This is a genomic window from Alcaligenes sp. 13f (assembly GCF_020496585.1).
Taxonomy (GTDB): domain Bacteria; phylum Pseudomonadota; class Gammaproteobacteria; order Burkholderiales; family Burkholderiaceae_B; genus Alcaligenes; species Alcaligenes phenolicus.
Window position 1 is genome coordinate 49,344 of the sequence record NZ_JAHKKC010000013.1, and the last position, 16,755, is coordinate 66,098.

General features: G+C 56.9%; 12 protein-coding genes and 1 pseudogene. 11 read left to right on the plus strand and 2 right to left on the minus strand.

The window, feature by feature from the left end:
* Positions 1 to 40: 40 nt before the first annotated feature.
* Entirely contained in the window at positions 41 to 286 is a 246-nt protein-coding gene (locus KOE80_RS12540) for a cold-shock protein (RefSeq protein ID WP_003801483.1), read from the minus strand.
* 165 nt (positions 287 to 451) lie between these two features.
* On the opposite strand from KOE80_RS12540, the gene clpS reads away from it, so the two are divergent.
* The 11 genes from clpS to KOE80_RS12595 all read left to right on the plus strand — a co-directional run bounded on the left by clpS (position 452) and on the right by KOE80_RS12595 (position 15,660).
* Positions 452 to 775, plus strand: coding sequence for an ATP-dependent Clp protease adapter ClpS (gene clpS / locus KOE80_RS12545; protein WP_026482895.1), 324 nt, complete (start codon positions 452 to 454; stop codon positions 773 to 775).
* 93 nt (positions 776 to 868) lie between these two features.
* On the plus strand, positions 869 to 3,190 hold the full coding sequence (clpA, locus tag KOE80_RS12550) for an ATP-dependent Clp protease ATP-binding subunit ClpA (protein WP_035268183.1): 2,322 nt from the start codon (positions 869 to 871) through the stop codon (positions 3,188 to 3,190).
* 93 nt (positions 3,191 to 3,283) lie between these two features.
* The gene (locus KOE80_RS20450; RefSeq protein WP_226349254.1) at positions 3,284 to 4,483 is read left to right on the plus strand and encodes a paraquat-inducible protein A; all 1,200 of its coding nucleotides are present in this window, start codon (positions 3,284 to 3,286) and stop codon (positions 4,481 to 4,483) included.
* 10 nt (positions 4,484 to 4,493) lie between these two features.
* Positions 4,494 to 6,146 carry an intermembrane transport protein PqiB gene (locus KOE80_RS12560; RefSeq protein ID WP_226349255.1) on the plus strand — a complete coding sequence of 551 codons (1,653 nt, stop codon included), beginning with the start codon at positions 4,494 to 4,496 and terminating at the stop codon, positions 6,144 to 6,146.
* Positions 6,143 to 6,757 carry a membrane integrity-associated transporter subunit PqiC gene (locus KOE80_RS12565; RefSeq protein WP_226349256.1) on the plus strand — a complete coding sequence of 205 codons (615 nt, stop codon included), beginning with the start codon at positions 6,143 to 6,145 and terminating at the stop codon, positions 6,755 to 6,757. Before KOE80_RS12560 ends, KOE80_RS12565 begins: the two co-directional genes overlap by 4 nt.
* 111 nt (positions 6,758 to 6,868) lie before the next feature.
* On the plus strand, positions 6,869 to 10,642 hold the full coding sequence (gene putA / locus KOE80_RS12570) for a trifunctional transcriptional regulator/proline dehydrogenase/L-glutamate gamma-semialdehyde dehydrogenase (RefSeq protein WP_226349257.1): 3,774 nt from the start codon (positions 6,869 to 6,871) through the stop codon (positions 10,640 to 10,642).
* A 129-nt stretch (positions 10,643 to 10,771) separates the two neighbouring features.
* Complete coding sequence (locus tag KOE80_RS12575) at positions 10,772 to 11,929, plus strand: branched-chain amino acid ABC transporter substrate-binding protein (RefSeq protein ID WP_063693130.1); 1,158 nt, start codon at positions 10,772 to 10,774, stop codon at positions 11,927 to 11,929.
* A 128-nt stretch (positions 11,930 to 12,057) separates the two neighbouring features.
* On the plus strand, positions 12,058 to 12,990 hold the full coding sequence (locus KOE80_RS12580; protein ID WP_021446749.1) for a branched-chain amino acid ABC transporter permease: 933 nt from the start codon (positions 12,058 to 12,060) through the stop codon (positions 12,988 to 12,990).
* Positions 12,987 to 14,093: an ABC transporter permease subunit gene (locus KOE80_RS12585; protein WP_413228934.1), complete on the plus strand. Its 1,107-nt coding sequence runs from the start codon at positions 12,987 to 12,989 to the stop codon at positions 14,091 to 14,093. Before KOE80_RS12580 ends, KOE80_RS12585 begins: the two co-directional genes overlap by 4 nt.
* On the plus strand, positions 14,090 to 14,926 hold the full coding sequence (locus KOE80_RS12590) for an ABC transporter ATP-binding protein (protein ID WP_009455710.1): 837 nt from the start codon (positions 14,090 to 14,092) through the stop codon (positions 14,924 to 14,926). Before KOE80_RS12585 ends, KOE80_RS12590 begins: the two co-directional genes overlap by 4 nt.
* Positions 14,923 to 15,660, plus strand: coding sequence for an ABC transporter ATP-binding protein (locus KOE80_RS12595; RefSeq protein ID WP_021446747.1), 738 nt, complete (start codon positions 14,923 to 14,925; stop codon positions 15,658 to 15,660). The genes KOE80_RS12590 and KOE80_RS12595 overlap by 4 nt, the downstream gene beginning before the upstream one ends.
* A gap of 206 nt (positions 15,661 to 15,866) precedes the next feature.
* On the opposite strand, the pseudogene KOE80_RS12600 reads toward KOE80_RS12595, so the two are convergent.
* Positions 15,867 to 16,706 (minus strand): annotated as a pseudogene (locus KOE80_RS12600) (DDE-type integrase/transposase/recombinase).
* Positions 16,707 to 16,755: the final 49 nt, after the last annotated feature.

Here is a 16,755-nt window from a genome sequence, read left to right on the forward strand (position 1 = left end):
TGCGAACCTGCTTTTGTTAGAATCGAGAGCGCAAGAGATCTTAAGGCGAAGTAATATTAAGTGCCTGCTTGCCTTTGGGGCCTTGGGCGACTTCATACAGAACTTTCTGGCCTTCTTTCAAAGTCTTGAACCCGTTCATCTGAATGGATGAAAAATGAGCGAAGAGATCTTCGCCGCCGTTATCGGGTGTAATAAACCCAAAGCCTTTGGCATCATTGAACCACTTAACGGTCCCGGATAGTTTTTGATTGTCTCCAGTGCCTGCGGTGGTGGTAGTTTCCGACATGCTTGCTGCCTCTCAACTTAGTGTATGGTTGATACTTTTTTCGGCCCCTCCCTGGGCCTGTGATCGCGGCACCTCACTTTTTATTGTGAAGTTGACACGATCAGTCGGATGATGCTGAATTTTGTTCCCCCCAGTCAACCTATGGAAAGCACCTAGTTCTGTATTATGGCCATTGAGATCGATAAGCAAGGCGCCACAACGGTAGAGCGCCAATCCGCGCGGCTTGCCCCACCACCCATGTATCAGGTCATCTTGCTCAACGATGACTACACACCCATGGAGTTCGTGGTGAATATACTGGAGCGGGTATTTGCCAAGACCCCGGAGCAGGCCGAACAGCTTATGCTTAAAGTACATTACGAGGGTCGGGCGGTCTGTGGTGTGTATCCACGCGACATTGCCGCCACCAAGGTGGAAATTGTGCGACAACTGGCGCAGTCGCGACAGCACCCTTTGCAGTGTGTGATGGAGCCGGTGCCTGATGCTTGACCATTTAATGGTTTACCGTATTGTTCAGATCAGGCAAATTAGTCATAGAATAGCTTTAACCCCTAGTTTTACTCTTGCCGTGTAGGAGGAAGCATGATCTCCGAAGAACTTGAAGTCAGTCTACACATGGCCTTTGTCGAGGCTCGTGCCGCGCGCCATGAATTCATCACGGTAGAGCATCTGCTGTTGTCCCTGCTCGATAACGCCTCCACCCTGGAGGTGTTGAAAGCATGTGCTGCCGATATTGATGCACTGCGCCAGAATCTGCGTAAATTCATTAACGAGAATACGCCCACATTCCCTGGCGAAGGCGAGGTCGATACCCAGCCCACCTTAGGTTTTCAGCGTGTGATACAACGTGCCATCATGCACGTATCGTCCAGCAACTCCGGGAAAAATGTGGTTTCCGGCGCCAACGTGCTGGTGGCGATGTACGGGGAAAAAGACTCGCATGCAGTGTATTACCTGCAGCAACAAGGCGTCTCGCGCCTGGATGTGGTCAATTTCCTCTCGCACGGTATCACCAAGGCCAATCCGGAACCCGCTGCTCCTGAGCCTCCCAAGGCTGCCGCAGCGGCGGAAGCGGATACCCGCTCGGACGCCCAGAAATCTCCGCTGGATCTCTACGCTACCGACCTGAATACCGAAGCCAGCCTGGGGCGTATTGACCCCTTGATTGGCCGTGAAAAGGAAGTGGAGCGTGTCATCCAGGTGCTGTGCCGTCGCCGCAAGAACAACCCCTTGCTGGTCGGGGAGGCTGGCGTGGGTAAAACCGCGATTGCCGAGGGCTTGGCGCTGCGCATTCAGCGTGGTGACGTGCCGGACATTCTTAGCGAAGCGCGTGTTTACGCGCTGGATATGGGTGCCTTGCTGGCCGGTACCAAATATCGGGGCGACTTCGAGCAACGTCTGAAGGCGGTGCTCAAGCAGCTCAAGGAAACGGCACAGTCCATTTTGTTTATCGACGAAATCCACACACTGATCGGAGCCGGCTCGGCTTCGGGCGGTACGCTGGATGCGTCCAACCTGCTCAAGCCTGCGCTGTCCTCCGGTCAGCTCAAGTGTCTGGGTGCGACCACCTACTCGGAATACCGCGGAATTTTCGAAAAAGACCACGCCTTGTCGCGTCGTTTCCAGAAAATTGATGTGGCCGAACCTACGGTGGAGCAGACCATCCAGATTCTGCGTGGTTTGAAGTCCAATTTTGAAGAGCACCACGGCGTGCGTTACTCGGCAGCTGCCCTGACGGCGGCGGCGGAGTTGTCGGCCCGTTACATCAACGACCGCTTCCTGCCCGACAAGGCCATCGACGTCATCGACGAGGCCGGTGCAGCGCAGCGCTTGCTGCCACGCTCCAAGCAGAAAAAGGTTATTGGCAAGGCCGACATCCAGGCCACGGTGTCGCGTATTGCGCGTATTCCGCCCCAGACAGTCTCCAGCGACGATCGCAATAAGTTGGCAACCTTGGCACGCGATCTGAAATCGGTGGTGTTTGGTCAGGATGTGGCAATTGACGCCCTGGCAGCGGCCATCAAGATGGCGCGCTCCGGTCTGGGTCTGCCCGACAAGCCTATCGGCTCCTTCCTGTTCTCCGGCCCGACTGGCGTGGGTAAAACCGAAGTGGCGCGTCAGCTGGCCTTTGTGCTGGGTGTAGAGCTGCTGCGCTTTGATATGTCCGAGTACATGGAGCGTCACACCGTGTCGCGCCTGATTGGTGCGCCTCCAGGCTATGTGGGCTTTGACCAGGGTGGTTTGCTGACCGAAGCCGTGACCAAACAGCCCCACTGCGTGCTGCTGTTGGACGAGATCGAGAAAGCGCACCCGGACGTCTATAACATTCTGCTGCAGGTGATGGATCACGGCACGTTGACGGATAACAATGGCCGCAAGGCCGATTTCCGCAACGTCATCCTGATCATGACCACCAACGCCGGTGCCGAAGCGCTGAACAAGACCAGCATTGGCTTTACCCAGCCCCAGCGCTCGGGTGATGAAATGCAGGACATCAAGCGTCACTTCTCGCCAGAGTTCCGCAACCGTCTGGACGCGATTATTGGCTTCAAGCCTTTGTCGCGCGACATCATCCTGCGCGTGGTGGACAAGTTCCTGATGCAGCTGGAAAACCAGTTGCACGAGAAGCGCGTCGAAGTGTCCTTCTCGGACGCCTTGCGCGAGCATCTGGCGGCCAAGGGCTTCGATCCCGCCATGGGTGCCCGCCCAATGCACAGGCTTATTCAGGACACCATTCGCCGTGCTCTGGCCGACGAGCTGCTGTTTGGTCGTCTGGTCGATGGTGGCCAGGTCGAGGTTGATCTGGACGAGAATGGCGAGGTGGTACTGGAATATCCTTCATCAGGACCTGATGAGCCCGGCAGCAAGGCTTCTTCGCGTCCCGAGCCGGAACTAGTCGACTAAGCCGTGAGGGCATCGCGCCCCTTAATCGTCTGTACGCACTGTGACACCGTACACGAGCGAGTCCCCGTTCAAGGAGCGGGGCTCGCTCGTTGTGTGCGTTGCGATACCGAACTTTACCGCCACAGCCGCTTTTCACCACGTGAATGGCAAGCGCTAGTCTTGGCGGTTTTCATCCTTTTTCTGATTGCCAATCTGTTTCCCGTCGTCTATTTGAGCATGGCGGGTAAAACAGTGTCGCCCACGTTTCCCAAAGCCCTGTTGCTGATCTGGCAGCAAGGGTATTGGGGCTTGTCCGTCATGGCGGGGCTGGTGGGTTTCTGGCTGCCGCTGTTTCAACTGATTTTCCAATTCTGGGCCTTGGGCCTGATTGCCAGGGAAAAGCCCTTGCCGGGCGATTTCGGTATTGGGCTGCGGGCCTTGAGTCATCTGGAGCATTGGTCCATGACGGCTGTGCTGTTCCTGGGCTTGATTGTGGCCATGGTGAAATTTGCCGGGATCGGTCATTTGACGATTGCGCCAGGTCTGTACGCCTTTTTTGCTCTGACCTTCCTGCTGACCGGCTTGAGCCGTATTACGGCGGGGCGCTTGTGGCGCTGGGCAGAGGATCGCGATCTGGTGCCGGTTTCGACCCGGCAGGTCTTGAAAGAGCATCCAACCTGGAGTGCCTGTACCCACTGTGGCTTTGTGCAGTCCAGCCAGAAACCGGACTGTGACCGTTGTGGTGCAACTGTGCATAAACGCAAGCCCAATAGCCGCACACGGGTGGCCGCTCTGGTGCTGACGGCCTGCGTGTTCTATATTCCTGCCAATATCCTGCCTGTCATGGAACTGCGCAGCATTCTGGGTAGTAGCGCCCATACGATTCTGGGGGGTGTCATTGAGCTCTGGCAACTGGGTTCCTGGGACCTGGCGCTGATCGTGTTTATCGCCAGTATTGTCGTTCCCATTACCAAGCTCCTGGCGTTGATGATCCTGTTGTTGGGACGTCGCTGGCGGGGCAATGCGGTACAGCGTCAACGCAATCGCATTTACGATATGGTCGAGCTGATTGGTCAATGGTCCATGCTGGACGTATTTGTGGTGGTCCTGATGGCGGCCTTGGCCAACTTCCCCGGCCTGTCGCAGATTATTCCTGGGGCAGGGGCCTTGAGCTTTGGCATGGTGGTGGTCTTGACCATGCTGGCTGCGCTCAGCTACGACCCTCGGCAAGGATGGGACCAGGATACCCACGAAGAACAACGTATAGAACCGCAACAAAAGCCGTCTCCGCCTGCATCACAGGCGACTTCCTGAAGGAAACAAGGTGCACGATCCAACAACTAACCCGCCTGATGGTCAGACCGAGCCCGCACAGCCCAAACTGATCCCCTCCCAGCGATCCCGATTCTCCTGGATCTGGATTTTGCCTATTGCGGCTGCCCTGGTGGGAGCGTCCTTGGTATTGCGAAACTGGATGTTGACCGGGCCTCGCATCACGATCAGCTTCGACTCAGCCGAAGGCTTGGCGGTAGACCAGACCAAGCTGCGGTATCGCGAGGTGGATGTGGGCACAATCTCCGATATTCAGGTGGCCCCCGATCGCAAAGGGGTGATCGTGACGGCTCAGTTGGAGCGGGATGGTTCGGAGTTCATCACACAAAAAGACACGCGCTTTTGGGTTGTGCGTCCACGCTTGGGTTTGAGTGGTGTCTCGGGCCTGGGGACCTTGCTATCGGGTGTGTATATCGGCGTAGACGCGCCTTTTGAAACAGACAAAAAGGGCGAACAACTGGAATTTGTAGGCTTGGAAAGCCCGCCCGAAGTGACCAGTGGCCGTGCCGGTAAACGTTACGTGCTGACTGCGCCCGAATTGGGCTCGCTGGATCTGGGCTCGCCCTTGTACTACAAGGGCATACAGGTGGGGCAGGTCAGCAGTTATGAGTTGAACGAAGAGGGCGATGGGGTACGTGTGCAGGTGTTTGTAGATGCGCCCAACGATAAATTCGTGACACAGGGCTCGCGCTTCTGGAACGTCAGCGGTGTGAATATGTCCCTGGATTCCACTGGCTTCAATGTGCGTACGCATTCTCTGGTTTCTGCCCTGGCAGGTGGCTTGGCCTTTGATCAGATGGAAGGCGAGCCTACCGATGTCGCCGCTGCTGATACGCAGTACGAATTGTTCTCCACCCAGGATCGCGCCATGGCCGAGCCGGATGGCCCGGCCGTCGAGCTGCGCTTCCACTTCCATCAGTCCGTGCGAGGTCTGGTTCCGGGCTCCAAGGTTGAGTTCCGTGGCCTGGAGCTGGGTCAGGTCTACGACGTGGATCTGGAGTTCGACTTTGAGCGCAAACGCTTCTTTGCCCTGGTCAAAGCGCGTATCTATCCGCAACGCTTTGGTCGTTTGTATGAGCGTGTTGTGGAAATCCATCCGGATGAAAAAGATCCGATGACGGCCTTGTTCAAGCCAATGGTGGAACGTGGTCTGCGTGGTCAGTTGCGTCCTGCCAGCCTGATTACCGGTCAGCAGTACATTGCCCTGGAATTCTTCGACAAAGCGCCTGAAGCGGACTTTGATGAAAACGCCAAGCCATTGGTGGTGCCCGTCATTGCGGGCGACTTCGACCGTTTGCAGGAGCAGGTCAGCGATATCGTGACCAAGATTGCCGCTATCCCCTTCGATCAGATTGGCAAGAACCTGCAAAGCGGGCTGACGGAGCTGGGTCAGGTGCTCAAGCAGCTGGACAAGACGACAGTGCCGCAACTAAATGGTGCGCTCAAATCCATGGACGCGGCGGTTCAGAAGCTGGGCGCCATGCTGGACTCGGACTCTTCCTTCAATACTTCTGTGGATCAAACCTTGAGCGAGCTGAAGCGCTCCTTGCGATCCCTGCGTGATTTAAGCGATACCTTGCAAAGCCAGCCCTCGGCGGTCTTGCGAGGCCGTTCCCCTGACGTGCTGCCGGAGCCTGCGCCATGATGTCTCGTTTTCTGATTCCCGTGGCGTTCGCCGGTTTGCTGACGGCTTGCGCCTCGACCACACCCACGTACTACACCTTGCAAGCCTCCAATGCCGCTCCGGCGGCTGCGGCTCCTTCCACGCAAGTGTGGAAGGGCTTTCAGCTGCGACGCATGGATGTGCCTGCTCAATTGGACCGTCGATCCTTTGTGCTGACGCAGATGGCGGGCGGGCAGGTTAACCTGCTCAACGATAGCCAGTGGGCATCGCCGTTGCCCGATGAAATGTCTCTGGCCTTGGCGTCCGGTTTACAGGATAGGCTGGGCGTTCCGCAACTGGCCAGCGCTGCTGCGAAAACACCGCTCTGGCAGATTGATGTGCTGGTACAGCGCTTCGAGTCTGTCTATGGCGAGCGCGCTACGCTGGAGTTGAGCTGGACCCTGACGCCGCTTGGTTTTGAGGGCAAGACTCAGCAATGCCGCTGGTTGGATTCCGAACCTGCCTCCTCGGTACCCGAGCTGGTGCAGGCGCATCGCCAATTGCAGCAGCGCTGGGCGGATGCACTGGCTGCGCAAATGCAAGGTAAATCCGTCCCGGTTGACCTTGGCAAGGCCATGCTCTGCGTCAGTTAACCCTGGTGGTTAACTTTTTCCTGTGCGGGTTAGCCTGAATACGAATTTGGGTTAACCGTCAGTATTATTTCGGCTTATCGCAGTCAACAAAGCGTAACCGGGATAAGAAGCATGGCGAGCACAACCTTAGGGATTAAAGTCGATATAGAACTGCGCGAGCGTCTGCGACGTGCGGCTGATCAGTTGCAATGCACCCCGCACTGGCTGCACAAGCAGGCTTTGTTGTCCTATATCGAAGGCATAGAACGAGGTGTGCTGCCTAGCGAATTAGCTCTGCTGAGCGGCGGCGATTCCGAAGCCACCGAGGAAGGTGTGCTGATGCCATCCATCCCGTTTTATGGCTTTGCTCAAGATGTGCAACCGCAAAGCGTGTTGCGCGCTGCCATTACCGCCGCCTACCGCCGTCCAGAAACCGATTGCTTGCCTTTGCTGCTGAGTGCAGCGCGTTCCTCTCAAAGTGCGCGTGCCCAGGAGCTGGCCGCTCGTTTGGTCAAAGCCCTGCGCGCCAAGCGTCGTGGCGGTGGTGTAGAAGGGCTGATCCAGGAATTTTCCCTGTCCAGCCAGGAAGGCGTGGCCTTGATGTGCCTGGCTGAAGCCTTGCTGCGTATCCCTGACCGCGCCACACGTGATGCCTTGATTCGCGACAAGATCAGCCACGGTGACTGGCGGGCGCACATGGGCGAGTCCCCCTCGCTGTTCGTGAATGCTGCTACCTGGGGGTTGATGCTGACAGGTCGTTTGGTCAGCGTGAATAGCGAAAAGAATTTGTCCTCCGCCTTGACCCGCATGATCGGCAAGGGCGGTGAGCCCCTGATCCGCAAAGGCGTGGATGTCGCCATGCGCATGATGGGCGAGCAGTTCGTGACCGGGCAAACCATTGCCTCGGCGCTGGCCAATAGCCGCAAATTTGAAGAGCAGGGCTTCCGTTATTCCTACGACATGCTGGGCGAGGCCGCGACGACAGCGGAAGATGCGCAGCGTTACTACCAGGCATACGAGCAAGCGATCCATGCGATTGGTCGTGCCAGTCAGGGCCGCGGGATTTACGAAGGTCCTGGCATTTCCATCAAGCTGTCTGCATTGCACCCGCGCTACAGCCGCTCCCAGCGTGATCGCGTCATGCGTGAACTGTTCCCGCGCTTGTTGTCCCTGGCGCAACTGGCTCACCACTACGATGTGGGGCTGAACATTGACGCAGAAGAAGCGGACCGTCTGGAAGTGTCCTTGGACTTGCTGGACAAGCTGTGTTTCGACCCGTCTTTGGCAGGTTGGAACGGCATTGGTTTTGTGGTGCAGGCCTATCAAAAGCGCGCGCCTTTTGTCATTGATTATCTGATTGATCTGGCCCGTCGCAGCGGTCACCGCTTGATGCTGCGCCTGGTGAAAGGCGCGTACTGGGATTCGGAAATCAAACGTGCCCAGGTTGATGGTCTGGAAGACTACCCCGTCTACACCCGCAAGGTGCACACGGACGTGTCTTATCTGGCTTGCGCTCGTAAGCTCCTGCAGGCTCCGGAAGCCGTCTACCCGCAGTTTGCGACACACAATGCACAAACCCTGGCCGCCATTTACGTGATGGCCGGTCAGAACTACTACACCGGCCAATATGAGTTCCAGTGCCTGCACGGCATGGGCGAGGATCTGTACGACGAAGTCGTCGGCCCGATCAAGGATGGCAAGCTGAACCGTCCTTGCCGTATCTACGCACCCGTCGGCTCTCACGAAACCTTGCTGGCTTATCTGGTGCGTCGCCTGCTGGAAAACGGTGCCAATACCTCCTTCGTGAATCAGATTGGCGATGCCGATGTGAACATGGAGCAACTGATTGCCGACCCCGTGGCCCAGGCCTTGAGCCTGCAACCTTTGGGGCGTCCACACGACAAGATTCCTCTGCCGCGCCAGTTGTACTGGGATGCCGAGCAGCGCTTGAACTCGGCTGGTCTGGATTTAAGCAATGAGCATCGCCTGGGCTCTTTGGCCGCCACCTTGATGCAAACCGCTGCCTTGCCACGTCAGGCTCAGCCTATCCTGGGTCAGGGCAGTCCGGTCTGGGATGAGTCCAAGGCAGCGATTGTGCGTAATCCGGCCAATCATCAGGATGTGGTGGGGCAGGTCATGTACGCCACCGCGCAGGATGTGGAGCAGGCTCTGGAAGCCGCCAGCCACTATGCGCCAATTTGGCAGGCCACGCCGGTAGAAGAGCGTGCCGCCGCCCTGCAGCAAGCCGCCCAATTGCTGGAAGACAATATGCAGGACTTGATGGGCCTGCTGGTGCGTGAAGCCGGCAAGTCCTATGCGAATGCGATTGCCGAAGTGCGTGAAGCGGTGGACTTCCTGCGCTATTACGCCGGGCAAGTTCTGCGCGACTTTGATAATGATGAGTACCGTCCTGTGGGTGTGGTGCTGTGCATCAGCCCCTGGAACTTCCCCTTGGCTATTTTCCTGGGCCAGGTCTCGGCGGCTCTGGCTGCAGGCAACGTCGTCCTGGCCAAGCCTGCTGAACAAACCTGCCTGATTGCGGCGGCCGCTGTCGAGCTGCTGCACAAGGCAGGGATTGCTCCCGGCGCCTTGCAGCTCCTGCCTGGTGATGGCCCATCCGTGGGCGCGCCTTTGGCGGCCAGTGAGAAGGTTAATGCTGTGATGTTTACCGGCTCGACCGCCGTTGCCATGGGCTTGAATCGTCAATTGGCTAAACGCCTGACGGCAGACGGTCAGGCCGTCCCGCTGATTGCAGAAACTGGTGGCTTGAATGCCATGGTGGTCGACAGCTCGGCCTTGCCTGAGCAGGTGGTGTTTGATGTGCTGAATTCTGCTTTCGACTCGGCAGGCCAGCGTTGTTCCGCCTTGCGGCTGCTGTGCATTCAGGAAGATGTGGCCGAGCGTGTGCTGAACATGCTCAACGGTGCCATGCAGGAGCTGAGCGTGGGCAATCCCGACCTGCTCAGCACGGATGTAGGTCCGGTGATTGATGAAGAAGCCCGCTCCGGTATCGAAGAGCACATCAGCGCCATGCGCGAGGCTGGTTTCCGTATCACGCAAAGTGAGCAAAGCCGCAGCCTGACAGGTACCTTTGTCTTGCCGACCATTATCGAGATCGAGCAGGTCAAGGATCTGGAACGCGAAATTTTCGGTCCCGTTCTGCACGTGATGCGTTTCAAGCGTAGCGAGCTGGACAGCCTGATCAATCAGATCAACGAACGTGGTTACGGACTGACCTTTGGCGTTCACACCCGTCTGGATGAAACCGTGGAGCGTGTCGTTTCGCGCATTCACGCTGGTAACGTCTATGTGAACCGCAATATGGTGGGCGCGGTGGTGGGCGTACAGCCTTTCGGTGGTGAGGGCTTGTCGGGTACAGGCCCCAAAGCAGGCGGCCCCTTGTACTTGCGCCGACTGCTTAGCCGTTGCCCGCAGAACCTGCCTTTGCAAGCTTGGCAGGAGCAGGGCGCGGTCTTGCCTGGTCCGACGGGCGAGTCCAATATTTATCAGTTGCACCCACGAGGTCGCGTTCTGTGCATGCCTGTCAGCGTGCACGGCTGGCAAGCTCAGCGCGAGGCCTGCGCACGCAGCGGCAATCAGGCCATCTTGCTGGACCGTTTGGGTCTGGGGGGCTGGCAGGACGCGCCTGCCGAGCAAATTGCCATGTCCGATTTGGGTGAGGCAGATTATGATGCTGTTTTGTTTGAAGGCGACAGCGACGAACTCCGGCAAGTGTTGGGACAAGTGGCTGAACGCCGTGGCCCCATTGTTGGGGTTCAAGGGCTGTTGACGCAGGAATTGGAGGGGGGCGCGACTTACCTCGTCGAGCGTTTGTTGCGCGAAGTCTCGGTCAGTACCAATACAGCGGCAGCTGGGGGCAATGCCAGTTTGATGATGGTCGGTTGACATCAGATGGCACCCATTTCTATGCACACGTTTGGTCGCACATTTCACCTGGAGCGGCGGCCCTGCGTTCATTCTCACGGCACGGGCCGGCATGTAGCGCGGCTATATTAAAAAACGAAGGAGAACAATATGCAGTCCATCACGAGCTTTAAATTGGCCTTGGTTTCGACCGCGGTTTTTGGTGCATTGGCAGCCAGTCCTGCTTTTGCCGCTGACAAGGTAATCAAGCTGGGCTTTTCCGCCCCCTTGACCGGCCCGCAGGCTCACTACGGTGAAGACATGCGCAATGGCCTGGTGCTGGCTCTGGAAGAGGCCAACGCCCAGAAAATTGAAATTGATGGCGCAACCGCCCGTTTTGAACTGGTGGCCAAGGATGACCAGGCTGACCCGCGTACGGCGGTTCAGGTGGCTCAGCAAATTGTGGACGACGGTGTTGATGGCGTATTGGGCCACTTCAACTCGGGCACCACGATTCCTGCTTCGCGTGTGTACAACGACGCGGGCATCCCCCAGATCGCCATGGCAACCTCGCCTGAGTACACCCAGCAAGGTTACGACAACACCTTCCGCATGATGACCAGCGACACCCAGCAAGGTGCCGCTGTGGGTCAGTTCATCGTCAAGGATCTGGCTGCCAAGAAGGTAGCCTTGATCGACGACCGTACCGCTTATGGCCAAGGTCTGACTGACCAGGTTGCCCGTGCGGTAGAAAAAGCAGGTGGCCAGATCGTGGCCCGTGAATACACCACGGACAAAGCCAACGACTTCACCTCCATTCTGACCAACATCAAGTCCAAGGCACCCGATGCCATCTTCTTTGGTGGTCTGGATGCGCAATCCGGCCCCATGAAGCGTCAGATGCAGACGCTGGACATCAAGGCACCGTTGGTTTCGGGTGAAATGACACGCAGCGACACCTTCCTGCGTCTGGCTGGTAATGCTGCCAACGGCACTTACGCGTCCCTGGCTGGTGTGCCGCTGTCCACCATGGCGGCTGGCGAAAAGTTCGCCAAGGACTACCAGGCCCGCTTCAAGGCTGAGCCCGGTGTTTACGCTCCGTACGCCTACGATGGCGCCTGGAACATGATCACTGCCATGAAAGAAGCCGGCTCTTCCAAAGCAGAAGACTACCTGCCCAAGCTGGCTGCCTTGAAGCGCAACGGCGCAACCAGTAGCAACATTGCCTACGACCAGAACGGCGATCTGAAAGAAATCGCTGTCACCATCTACGAAGTTAAGGATGGCAAGTGGACGATGGTGAAAACCATGGTCAGCCAGGCTAACTAAGCGTCTCTGATCCTGCAGTTTGAGCCCTTCGGGGCTCATCTTTACCGTGGCCTGTGTTTGGCAGGCCCACGCTCCCTGTTCTATCGCCGTGCGCCGGGGCAGGGAGCAATGACCACGAGTCCCAATCTATGGAAATCCTGATACAACAACTAATAAATGGCCTGACCGTGGGCAGTGTCTACGCCCTGGTGGCGCTGGGCTACACCATGGTGTATGGAATTATTGGCCTGATTAATTTTGCGCATGGTGATGTAGTCATGGTTGGGGCGATGCTGGCCACGACAGTGGTGTTATCGCTGGTCGGCGCGGACCCGGCAGGCCTGTCCGCCTGGTTGATGGTGGGGTTGGCCCTCTTGGCCGCTATCCCCGTCTGCATGGGCATAGGCTGGACTGCCGAGCGTTATGCGTATCGCCCCTTGCGTCGTGCGCCCCGTCTGGCTGCACTGATCACCGCTATTGGTGTGTCTTTTATTGTGCAGAACCTGGCCATGATGATCTGGGGGCGCAATTACCTGAGCTTCCCGCACATTATTGAACCCATGGTGTTCCAGCTGGGCGACGCGCGCATCAGCTTGCTGCAAATTCTGATTATCGGTGGTGCCGCTGCGATCATGTCCGGCCTGATGGTGCTGGTGCACCGCACCCGTCTGGGCACCGCCATGCGTGCAACCGCCCAGAACCGCGAAGTGGCTGGCTTGATGGGGGTGAACATCAATACCGTGATTTCCGCCGCTTTTGTCATTGGCTCGGCCTTGGCTGCCGTCGCGGGCGTCATGATTGTGACCTACTACGGTGTCGCCCAATACACCATGGGCTTCATGCTGGGCCTGAAAGCCTTTACCGCCGCCGTTCTGGGTGGCATTGGTAATTTGGGTGGTGCCATGCTGGGTGGCTTGCTGCTGGGCTTGATCGAAGCTCTGGGCGCAGGCTACATCGGTGACCTGACCAATGGGGTCTTTGGCAGTAACTATCAGGATGTGTTCTCTTTTATCGTGCTGATCTTGGTGCTGATTTTCCGTCCCTCGGGCCTGTTGGGTGAACGTGTGGGAGATCGCGCATGAGTCTGAATCAAACATTAAGTGGCGCTGGCTCCAAGCAGCGCCCCGCAACGCCCGCTAAAGTCTGGGTTGGTGCGCTGCTGATTGGTGTGGTGCTGGCTATTCTGCCCTTCGTGCTGGGTATGGCGGGGCAAAGCTGGATTCGCACCCTGAACTTTGCCCTGCTGTACGTGATGCTGGCCCTGGGCCTGAACATCGTGGTGGGTTTTGCCGGTCTGCTGGATCTGGGCTATATCGCTTTCTATGCCGTAGGCGCCTATGCCTGGGCCATGCTGGCATCGCCGCATTTTGGTCTGCACCTGCCGTTCTGGATGGTGCTGCCAGCCGGTATCGCTCTGGCCGCCGTATTCGGTGTGCTACTGGGCTTTCCAGTCCTGCGCTTGCGGGGCGACTATCTGGCGATTGTGACCCTGGGCTTCGGTGAAATTATCCGCATCTTCATGAACAACCTGGATGCGCCAGTCAACATCACCAACGGTCCACAAGGGATCAACCGGGTCGATACCTTCAAGATTGGCGACTTCATCTTTGGCAAGGCGGAAACCCTCTTTGGCATACGGATAACCGGGCCAGAAAAATACTATTACCTGCTTCTGCTGATCACGCTGCTGATTGTGTTCATCTGCGTGCGTCTGCAGCACTCCCGCATTGGGCGCGCCTGGGAAGCGATCCGCGAAGATGAAATCGCTGCCAAGGCCATGGGCATCAATACCCGTAACGTCAAACTGCTGGCCTTTGCCATGGGTGCAACGTTTGGTGGTGTGGCCGGTGGCTTGTTTGCCTCCATGCAAGGCTTCGTTAGCCCGGAGAGTTTCAGCCTGACCGAGTCCATTTCCGTGCTGTGCATGGTGGTGCTGGGTGGTATGGGCCATATCCCCGGCGTGATCGTTGGCGCTTTGCTGCTCTCTGTATTCCCCGAGTTGCTGCGCTCCGTCGTCGTGCCCCTGCAGCAAAGCGTGTTTGGTGACGTGATCCTGGACCCGGACGGCATCCGTATGCTGTTGTTCGGCTTTGCCCTGGTACTGGTCATGATTTACCGCCCCGAAGGCCTGTGGCCCTCTGCAGTGCGCCGTCGTGAACGCAAAATGAAGCAGGTGCAAGCATGAGTCTGAGCATGAACCAACAAGTAAAAGACGGCGAGGTGCTGTTGCAGGCAGAAGGCTTGTCCAAACGCTTCGGCGGTTTGCAGGCCTTGTCTGAAGTCAGCTTCAGCATCCGTAAAGGCGATATCTACGGTCTGATCGGCCCGAATGGTGCCGGTAAAACCACGCTGTTCAACGTGATGACAGGCTTGTACATCCCCGAGTCGGGCCGCTGCACCTTTGCAGGCCGCAACCTGACCGATTGCAAACCCCATCAAATCGCTGAATCCGGTTTTGCGCGTACCTTCCAGAACATCCGCTTGTTCGGCAGCCTGTCTGCCCTGGAAAACGTCATGATCGGTCGCCACGTCCGCACCCGAGCAGGCGTGTTGGGGGCGGTGTTGCGTAACCGAGCTACCCGTCAGGAAGAAGAACAGATCGAGGCCCGCGCCTACGAGCTGTTGGATTACGTAGGCATTGCCCAGCACGCTAACGAGATTGCGCGCTCCTTGTCCTACGGCGACCAGCGCCGCCTGGAAATTGCCCGTGCATTGGCAACCGATCCTATGCTTCTGGCATTGGACGAACCCGCTGCCGGCATGAACCCGTCCGAGACCGTAGTCCTGCGCCAGCTGATAGAAAAAATCCGTGGCGACGGCATTACCGTCCTGCTGATCGAACACGACATGAAGCTGGTCATGGGCCTGTGTGATCGAGTTCTGGTGCTGGAATACGGCAAAGTACTGGCCGAAGGCAAACCCGCCGAAGTCCAACATAACCCACGCGTGATCGAAGCCTATCTGGGCGCAGGTGCAGCCAAAGAGCTGGGCATTACCGTTGAAGAGGAAAAGGCATGAGCACAGAACCGTTGATGCTGGATATTCGGGGTCTGGATGTAGCTTATGGCGGCATCCGGGCGGTACGCGGCCTGGATCTGCGAGTGGGCAAGGGCGAACTGGTTTGTCTGATCGGTGCGAACGGCGCCGGTAAAAGCACCACGTTGCGAGCCATCACAGGTCTGGTGCCTGCCGCTGCGGGGCAGATCGAACATCAAGGTGAAAGCATCGTCGGCCTGCCATCGCATCAGTTGGTGAGACGTGGCGTGGTCATGGTGCCGGAAGGGCGGGGGATTTTTCCGCAACTGACGATTGAAGAAAACCTGGCCATGGGGGCGTATACCCGCAAGGATCACCACGAAGTACGCCAGGATATCGAGCGTATCTATACCCTGTTCCCGCGTCTGGCCGAGCGTAAAAAACAATCGGCAGGGACTTTGTCTGGCGGGGAGCAACAGATGGTGGCAATGGGACGGGCGATGATTTCCCGGCCTTCATTGCTGCTGCTGGATGAGCCTTCAATGGGTTTGGCTCCCATCATGGTCGAACGGATTTTTGAGCTGATCCAGACGATTGCTAAGGAAGGCGTGACGATTTTGCTGATTGAGCAGAATGCGCGCTTGGCGCTAGAGCTGGGAGATCGGGGATATGTGATGGAGTCGGGGCGGATTATCCTGGAAGGCCCGGCCGCGCAGTTGCTGCATGATCCGAAGGTGAGGGCGGCTTATTTGGGGGAAGAGGATTTTGCGGCGTAAGTGAGTTTCAGGCCTAGAAAAAAGCCAATTAGCACTAGCTGATTGGCTTTTTTGATTTTTGTGCCAAGATAGGTAGTTCTAACTAAAATTATAGGTGCTGCTTTCGACTGGTACTCCTCCCCATTTTTAACGATTGCGAGAAGTAGGAACGCTATGTGGCCATGGCGGGCTCCACTATTTTGGGGTGAATCCACCTGAGGTTCTATTTAGGCGTAGAACCACATCCACTGCGTGGCGACGCGTTGAATGTGATCCAGAGTATCCCAGTGATAGTGGGACAATCATTCGTAGCGAGCGGTTCTGTTAAACCGTTCGATATAGGCGTTCTCCTCCGATGTGCTAGGTTGAATTAATTGCAGTTGGATATGGGCTTTTTCTGAAACAGCACCAGAGTTGAGCCCACATACTCCAGACTGTTGTCACAGCGAATTATTTTTGGACACCCGCGCCATTCCATGACTTGCTTAAGTGCACGAATCACGCTTAACGCCGGCAGCGAGAAGTCCTCATCGATACATAAGCTTTCGCGGTTGTAGCCTTCAATGATATTTAATAGCCGAATGCCGCACCCGTCGGTAGACTGGTCCTGCATAAGATCTATGGACCAGATTTATTGGGTGCTTACGGCCTGCCAAGGGTTTAGGTTACTCACATATCAGACGTTTACGCGGTTTGATACTGGTAGCATTTCTCGCTGATGCTAAACGCATCGCAAGCCAGATGGATGTTGGGTGCAAACTCCTTGAGCGCTAGTTGTGCCATCTAACGTCGATTAAATGGCCTCACTACTTTTTTCAATTGCTTTCTTCTGGATTTCGTCTTTTATTGTTCTTTTGTATACATATCTTCAGGCGTGTGTTCTCCGCCTCCAGTTCCTTCCTGCGTGGCATCAAGCCGGCATTCATGCCTTCGTACTTGATACGTCATTTGTAGAACGAAGCGCTACTCATGCCATGTTCACGACAAAGCTCAGGTACGGGCGTACTAGATTCGGCCTGCTTTAAGATGACGATGACTTGGCTGCCGGTAAAGAGCGCAGTCTTGATGCAAAATCCTCTAAGTATTGAAATTGGAAAACTCTACCTTTAAGATCGT